The sequence below is a fragment of the Streptomyces jumonjinensis genome (genome assembly GCF_009600885.1).
Lineage (GTDB): Bacteria > Actinomycetota > Actinomycetes > Streptomycetales > Streptomycetaceae > Streptomyces > Streptomyces jumonjinensis.
The window spans coordinates 85103-87276 of the sequence record NZ_VCLA01000167.1; the positions used below are offsets into that span (position 1 = coordinate 85103).

1 protein-coding gene is annotated in these 2174 nt (G+C 69.6%); it reads right to left on the bottom strand.

Annotated features, from left to right (window positions below):
- Positions 1–2174 (bottom strand): non-ribosomal peptide synthetase (locus FF041_RS24635; protein WP_194292150.1); only part of this gene is annotated, 2174 nt, incomplete at both ends.

Below are 2174 nucleotides of genomic sequence, written 5' to 3' on the forward strand. Positions count from 1 at the left end.
ACCCCGGACGGCCGAGATATCCCCGCGCCAGACCCGGCCCGACGACATACAGCTCACCGGCCGTCCCAGGGGCCATCGGCTGCAAGAAATCGTCCAGCACAAAGACCCGGGTGTTGACGAGGGGGCTGCCGATCGGCACCGACCCCTCCTCCATCGACCGCAACGGCTCGCTCATCGCCGCGCAGACGGTCGTCTCCGTCGGGCCGTACGCATTGACCAGCCGACGGCCCGACCACCGCTGTGCCAACCACGGCGGGCACTCCTCACCCGCCACCACCAGCGTCTCCACGGCCTCAGGCAACGTGTCCACGGTCGCCAGCACCGACGGCGGCACCGTCATATGCGTGACCTCGAACTCTGCCGCGACCGTCTCCAACGAGCCATGCGGCGGCAGTCTGTCCCCATCGACCACCACCAATGCCGCCCCTGACAGCAACGCCATGCACATCTCGGAGACGGCCGCGTCAAAACTCCACGACGCCAGTTGCAGGACTCGCGAGTCCGCCCGTACGCCGAATCGCTCGATCTGACCGGCCGCCAGATTGCCGATCCCGCTATGGGTGACCACCACGCCTTTGGGCACCCCCGTCGATCCGGATGTATAGATCACATACGCAGGGTCCGTCTCCCGGACCCCCATACCCACAGCCCCGAGCGGCCGTCTGGCGAGCACGGCCGCCGCATCCGAGGCGTCGAACACCCATCGGACCGCTTGCGCCGGAACCGCCGACTCGGTCGCGGCCGTGCACACCACCAGCGACGGAGCCGCATCAGCCAGCACATACGCGATTCGCTCCTGCGGATACGCCGGATCCACCGGCACAAACCCCGCCCCGGCCTTGACCACGCCCAGCAGTACCGCCACAGTGTCCGCCGAACGCTCCATCACCACGCCGACCAGATCCCCACGACGTACCCCACGGGCAAGCAGCTCGCCCGCGACGCGATCGGCGGCCCGGCTCAGCTCCGCGTACGACCACTGCTGATCCGACCCGAGAACAGCCATCGCGTCCGGCGAACGCCTCACCTGAGCCTCGAAGAGCTCCCCCAGCGTCCCTGCCGGGACCGGTCGGTCGGTGCTGTTCCACCGCTCCAGCACCAGGGCCCGCTCGGACCCCTCCAGCACCGCGGTTTCGCTCACCCGCACCGCCGGATCGGCCACGATCTGCTCCAGCACCCGCGTCAGCCACCGGCCCACCTGAAGGGCCCGCCGTCCGTCGAACACATCCGGCCGATACGCCACACGGACTTCAAGGCGTTCACCCGGAACGACACCGAGCGCCAGCGGGTAGTGGGTCCCGGCCCGGCTGTTCACCTGGGTGACCGCGACCCCGCCGTCCTCCGCTCCAGGGCCCGCGTCCCACGGGTAGTTCTCGAACATCAACATGCTGTCGAAGATCGCGCCGGCCTCACTGACCGCCTGGATCTCCGACAGGCCCATATGCTGGTGCGCCATCAGCGCGGACTGGCGTTCCTGCAACTGCGTCAGCATCGCCAGCACCGGCTGGCGGGCGTCCAGCCGCACCCGCACCGGCAGCGAATTGATGAACAGGCCGATCATCGACTCGACGCCAGGCAGCTCCGGCGGCCGTCCTGCCACGGTGGTGCCGAACACCACATCCGTACGCCCGGCCAGCCGCGCCAGCACCAACGCCCAGGCACCCTGCACCACCGTGTTCACCGTCAGACCATGGGCACGGGCGAGCGCGGTCACGGCTTGTGTCACCTTCGTGGAGAGCCGCACCGAGCGTTCCTCCGGCAGTACCAGCTCTCTGCCCGGGTCCCGCGGCGCCACGAGCGTCGGCTCGTCGGCTCCGGCCAGCTCGGCCCGCCAGGCGGCCCGCGCCGCCTCCTTGTCCTGACGGTTCAACCAGGCCAGATACTCCCCAAAGGAAGGTGCCCGCCCCGGTCGCGCACCGGTGCCGTCCGCTGTGTACGCGGCGGACACCTCACTCAGCATGACCGGCGTCGACCATCCGTCCGCGACGATGTGGTGGCTGGTGACGACGAGACGGTGCCGGTCCTCGCCGAGGCGGATCAGCAACAGCCGCAGCAGCGGCGCAGTGGTCACATCGATCCGTTCCACCGCTTCGCTCCCGGCCAGCCGCTCCGCTTCGGAGAGCGCATCGGCCTCCGTGAGCCCGGACAGGTCGGCCTCACGCCAGGGGAGGACC